Annotated in this window: 5 protein-coding genes; 2 read left to right on the top strand and 3 right to left on the bottom strand. The window is 38.8% G+C overall.

Annotated elements, in window-relative coordinates; translation table 11 throughout:
- The coding region (locus tag LC574_RS27245) for an ABC transporter substrate-binding protein (protein WP_229456787.1) at positions 1-1,812 on the bottom strand (1,812 nt) is incomplete at its 3' end.
- 139 nt (positions 1,813-1,951) lie between these two features.
- Between LC574_RS27245 and tmk the strand changes: the two genes are divergently transcribed.
- The gene (gene tmk, locus LC574_RS27240) at positions 1,952-2,587 is read left to right on the top strand and encodes a dTMP kinase (RefSeq protein WP_229456786.1); all 636 of its coding nucleotides are present in this window, start codon (positions 1,952-1,954) and stop codon (positions 2,585-2,587) included.
- A 613-nt stretch (positions 2,588-3,200) separates the two neighbouring features.
- Here the strand turns inward: tmk and LC574_RS38280 are convergent.
- Both LC574_RS38280 and LC574_RS27235 read right to left on the bottom strand, forming a co-directional pair.
- On the bottom strand, positions 3,201-3,323 hold the full coding sequence (locus tag LC574_RS38280) for a hypothetical protein (protein WP_267871699.1): 123 nt from the start codon (positions 3,321-3,323) through the stop codon (positions 3,201-3,203).
- Between the two features lie 75 nt (positions 3,324-3,398).
- Complete coding sequence (locus tag LC574_RS27235) at positions 3,399-3,701, bottom strand: acylphosphatase (protein ID WP_229456785.1); 303 nt, start codon at positions 3,699-3,701, stop codon at positions 3,399-3,401.
- Positions 3,702-4,227: 526 nt separating this feature from the next.
- On the opposite strand from LC574_RS27235, the gene LC574_RS27230 reads away from it, so the two are divergent.
- Positions 4,228-4,716 (top strand): FHA domain-containing protein (locus LC574_RS27230; protein ID WP_229456784.1); only part of this gene is annotated, 489 nt, incomplete at its 3' end.

The following is a 4,716-nucleotide window of genomic DNA, read 5'->3' as shown; positions in this document are numbered from 1 at the left end:
TCTCCATTTAACGGCTACTATTTCTGCCGGGGGATTGATACGATCGCCATTTTTTTCAAATTTGATAATTCCTGTAACTCCTTTCACTTGTTTTTTATCTTCTTTAAAATATTTATTCATGTATATCAGTAAAGATTGACTATCTGAAATGTCAAATTGCTCTAAAATTCTCAGAATTATTAACGCTGAGTCGAAAGCTGTTGCACTACGCCATGTTAAGTTTTCTTTTCCCCATAATTGAGTGCCTAGTTGACAAAACTTTTGCCCTAGTTGATTTTCACTATTGCACCCATTTGTTTTGCTGTGCCAATGCCAAGGAACACAAGCTATAATTTGACATTCATTTTGATTGCCTAAATTATACTGACTTTGTTCATCAATCCAATGTAAAACATTCTCATGGTAAAAAGTTGCTGAACCAGCTATTAGACAGTTATTGATTTTTAATCTACTAATCAGTCCAGCATTATCAAGGGAATTAGGTTCAATTCCTCCATCAGGAATTATGATAATAATATCAACGTAACTTTGTTTAATATCTTCTAGATAAGCTTGAATTTGATAATATTTTTCGCTCATATAACTACATTCTTTTAGAAAAATAAACTGTTCCTTATATTGTTCTAGGCATTTTTTGATAGTATTTCTATATGAAGTGCTATAAGTACTATTTTTATTATAGATAATAGCTACTTTTTTAATATTTTTACCAGGCAATATTTTTGTCAAATAATGAGCTAATTGTGTGGCATTTATGCTATCTTGAGTAGTCAGTCTAAAAAAGGATAAGCTTTCACCCCCAGATAAATGAGAAAGTTCATTAGAGGTACTGCTAGAGTTTACTAAAATTAGTCCATTTTGAGAATATAACTGTAGTGCCTTCTTAGTCATTTCGCTTGAATAGTGACCGATAATAGAAATCAGGTTTAATTGTGGCGCTAAATTGGCTAAATTCTCTGCTATTTGGCTATATGGTGCATATAAATTATTAGGATCGTTGACAATTAAAATTTTGAAGGCTATTTGATTATCTGTATTATTTAGAGTAAAAAACTTATCGGGTTTTATCTCATCTAAATTTATCTCTGTTCCTAGTGAGATTTTCTCAAAGCTTTGAAGATTTACTTGGAGTTGAAGTTGAGCAATACCTCGTAAAATTTCAGATGCAACATGACCTTGATTATGATAAAATGGCACAACTACAGCCAAAGTATAAATCTTAATTTTTTTATGTTGTAAAAGAGATTCTTTATATTCGATTAAGCAGTTATTAATATAAATTAAAATTTCTGGATTACCTGTACCATAAATTTCTATTTCTTTTTTCCAAGCCCAAACAAAGCACTTTAATGCTTGATAATAAAGTCCTTGCTGATAAAATTTATTCCCTTGTATCTGTAACTCCACAATATCTTGATTTGGGGGAGAAAGAAAAATTTGTCTGCCAAAACTACCTTGAAAGTTATCATTGTTTAATTGAGGAGCAGTCTGCAATTTATATCCGTTATTAGGATCAAGTAATAAATTAAGCAGCTTAACCCACTTCCCAGCTATCTGTTCTTGGTCAATTTGCATCAGTTCTGCTATTCTGGGATAAATATTATTACTGAGCCTATCTCTAATTTGTTGGTCAGATAAATTGAAGATTGTAGCTAGATGTTGTCGGGAGTGTCCTAATAGAGATTGACAAATGATTTCCTTGTCAATTTCACTGATTTGCTTTCTATTTGAAGCTGTCTCTAATTTATGAAAGAAAAGGTCAATATTAATATTTAGCTGTTCTATAACCTGTTGACAGTTTTGACACACCATAATTATCTATCATCCTTTTTTCAAAATGATAGTCTAATTTTTAACTTAGGTGATCCTATGGGTGTCGAACTCATTTCTATTTATGTTGACAATTAGATAGCTTGCTGGTTTAGCGTAATTACAATTACAATAAAAAAACATGAGTGGGAAATTAATTGTATTTGAAGGGGTGGAAGGCTGTGGTAAAACCAGCCAAATGCAGCTTTGTTCTGAGTGGCTGAAAAGTCTGGGTATCTCTGTGGTTGTTACTCGTGAACCAGGAGGAACAGAGTTAGGCTTACATCTTCGCCGCTTGCTATTAGAGAAGGCAGAGGATAAACCAGTTGCACAAGTGACAGAACTTTTGTTGTATGCTGCTGACCGATCGCAACACGTTGAACAAGAACTCAAACCAAATCTCGCAGCAGGGAAATATATTTTATGCGATCGCTACACTGACTCTACCATTGCCTACCAAGGATATGGTCGTGGTCTTAACATGAGTTTAATCAATCAACTTAATCATATTGCCACTGCTGGTTTAGAGAGTGACTTAACTATTTGGCTAGATGTCGATGTCAAAGTAGGACTAGCCCGTAAACGGGGAGATGGAATAGGGTTAGACCGCATTGAACAAGAAACAATCGCTTTTCATCGGCGCGTTCAGCAAGGATACGCAGAGTTAGCAGCATCCTATCCCTCAAGAATTGTGCGGGTAGATGGCAGCTTGACTAAAGAAGCTGTACAACAAGTAATTCAAGGAATTTTGCGCGTACACCTGAAGGGGTTACCATAGGCATCGCCTCAAATTTTGAAGGTAAAATTTTGTGAACTGTCTCCTTAAATGGTCAGCTTTCAGATTTTTCAACCAGGTTTTCGTACTCGAAGTGACTACTTTCTTAGATCATAAAATTTACCAAAAGCCCAAATCATATCATGTCCGCTTGATTCCTTATTAAACCTGAAGAACCCCACCCCGCCAAAGCTACGCTTTGTCTCCCCTCCCGAAGAGCCTACCGTGTATACACAAGTCTTTTAGAGTGGCTCCACAGACTTTTAATCCCCCCAACCCCTCTTGAAAAGCAAAGCTGTTTCATTCCCTCAAAAGCTCAAAAAATACTTGTGTTGTGAACGAAAGTCCTTGTGTTGTGAACGAAAGTCCTTGTGTTCTGAACGAAAGCCCTTGTGTTCTGAACGAAAGCCCTTGTGTTCTGAACGAAAGCCCTTGTGTTGTGAACGAAAGCCCTTGTGTTCTGAACGAAAGCCCTTGTGTTCTGAACGAAAGTCCTTGTGTTCTGAACGAAGGTCCTTGTGTTCTGAACGAAAGTCCTTGTGTTGTGAACCAAAAGACTTGTGTTGTGAACGAAAGTACTTGTGTGTACACCGTAGCCCGAAGAGCGGGGAGGGGATTAAGGGGAGCCAGCGCGGTCTTCTCCTAAGGGGAGACGCCAAGGGCGATGGGGGTTTCCCCCATGAGCGACTGGCGTGTGGGGTGCAATGACTATGGGAATCATAACTAATAATGCGAACATGATATCACTCCTATAGCAGTTGATTGTTATTAGTCATTAGTCATTTACAAAGGACAAATGACTAATGACCAATGACTAACCAACCCGCTTAACTTCAAATCCCCGCAACCCTTCCGGTTCTTCATACTCAACCACAACATCTTTAACTACAGCAGCAGGTGGCCCAGAGTGACACCAGCGAACCATATCATCTACAACATCTTGCGCCCCTTCAAAGACTGCCTCTACTCGATTATCAGGGAGATTCCGCACCCAGCCGGTTAATCCCAACTGGCTAGCTGTATCCACAGTGGAATAGCGATAACCGACTCCTTGGACTCGGCCAGAAATGAATACATGGGCGCGGATGATCTTTGGCAGTGCTGTAGAATTCTGCATAGACTGGTCTAATCTTTACGATTTCACTGTAAACTATTGAGGGATTTGAACCAATACGCTTGGGTTAAGCAAATTTATCTGTTAAGGCAGGCTGTTCTTGAGCAGGGGAGGCTGGCGTTGCAGGGGGAGAGAAAAAAGCTTAACTGAACTGTATTGGGATTTGAACAACCTCTTAATAGTTTAAAGTTTTGAGGAGAAAATTTTAATTACTCTTTGAGCGTGTCCTTATAAAGGGCAATTTCGTTACCGATAGGATTTGATGGCAAGCGGCCGTCAACTTTAATTTTGGTGATCACGTATGTTAATTTGCTACTCAATGGACACTGTTAGGCAATCCACTGGACAACGAGATTCAAACCCACTCTGAACTGAATCTCGAGCAAAATTGCCTGTTTAAATGTAATATCCGTCACATCCAGTTGTCGGAATGCAGTTAACAGTGCCATAAAGAAAAGGTGAAGGTTAACCTGTAGTGTATAACTTACCTTAGAGTTGCTTGCACCTCTAGCTTCGATGGATCACATTCATGACTGAACTCACGCTACGCCTACAAGAGGGAGATACCGAGACAACGATCGCAGTTGATCAAGATATATTCACAATTGGCCGTTTGCCGGAATGTAACCTGTACTTACCTTTTGCTGGAGTATCTCGCAGCCATGCCCGCTTGGTGAAAACAGCTGACGGTGTGTGGACTATTGAGGATCTGGGCAGCAAAAACGGGACGCAAGTAAATAAATATCTTGTTAACTTTCCCCAAGAGTTACATCACGGCGATATCATTTGGCTGGGCAATGTTAGCCTGGTAGTGCTGCTCACAAGCCTTGTTTCTCAACCGACATCTGGGTATCCCGGAACTTCGGACATTAATGAACAAAGAACAATCCTTCACAATGTCGAACAATTACAACAGCAATGGATCGCAGCTGATAGCAAAGATGGCAACATAAAAAATAAAGACAAAACCATTACCCGTCACAAAGACTTAGTGGACATAGCTAAAAATCTCTGTGCG

The sequence above is a fragment of the Nostoc sp. CHAB 5715 genome, from assembly GCF_020829685.1.
Lineage (GTDB): Bacteria > Cyanobacteriota > Cyanobacteriia > Cyanobacteriales > Nostocaceae > Nostoc.
The sequence above is the reverse complement of the archived record's forward strand: the minus strand, read 5'-3'. Positions and strand labels throughout refer to the sequence as shown.

What these genes read in the sequence shown, in the direction of transcription:
- LC574_RS38280 (WP_267871699.1), bottom strand. Translation starts at nt 3,323, where the DNA reads ATGTTCGCATTATTAGTTATGATTCCCATAGTCATTGCACCCCACACG.
- LC574_RS27235 (WP_229456785.1), bottom strand. Translation starts at nt 3,701, where the DNA reads ATGCAGAATTCTACAGCACTGCCAAAGATCATCCGCGCCCATGTATTC.
- tmk (WP_229456786.1), top strand. Translation starts at nt 1,952, where the DNA reads ATGAGTGGGAAATTAATTGTATTTGAAGGGGTGGAAGGCTGTGGTAAA.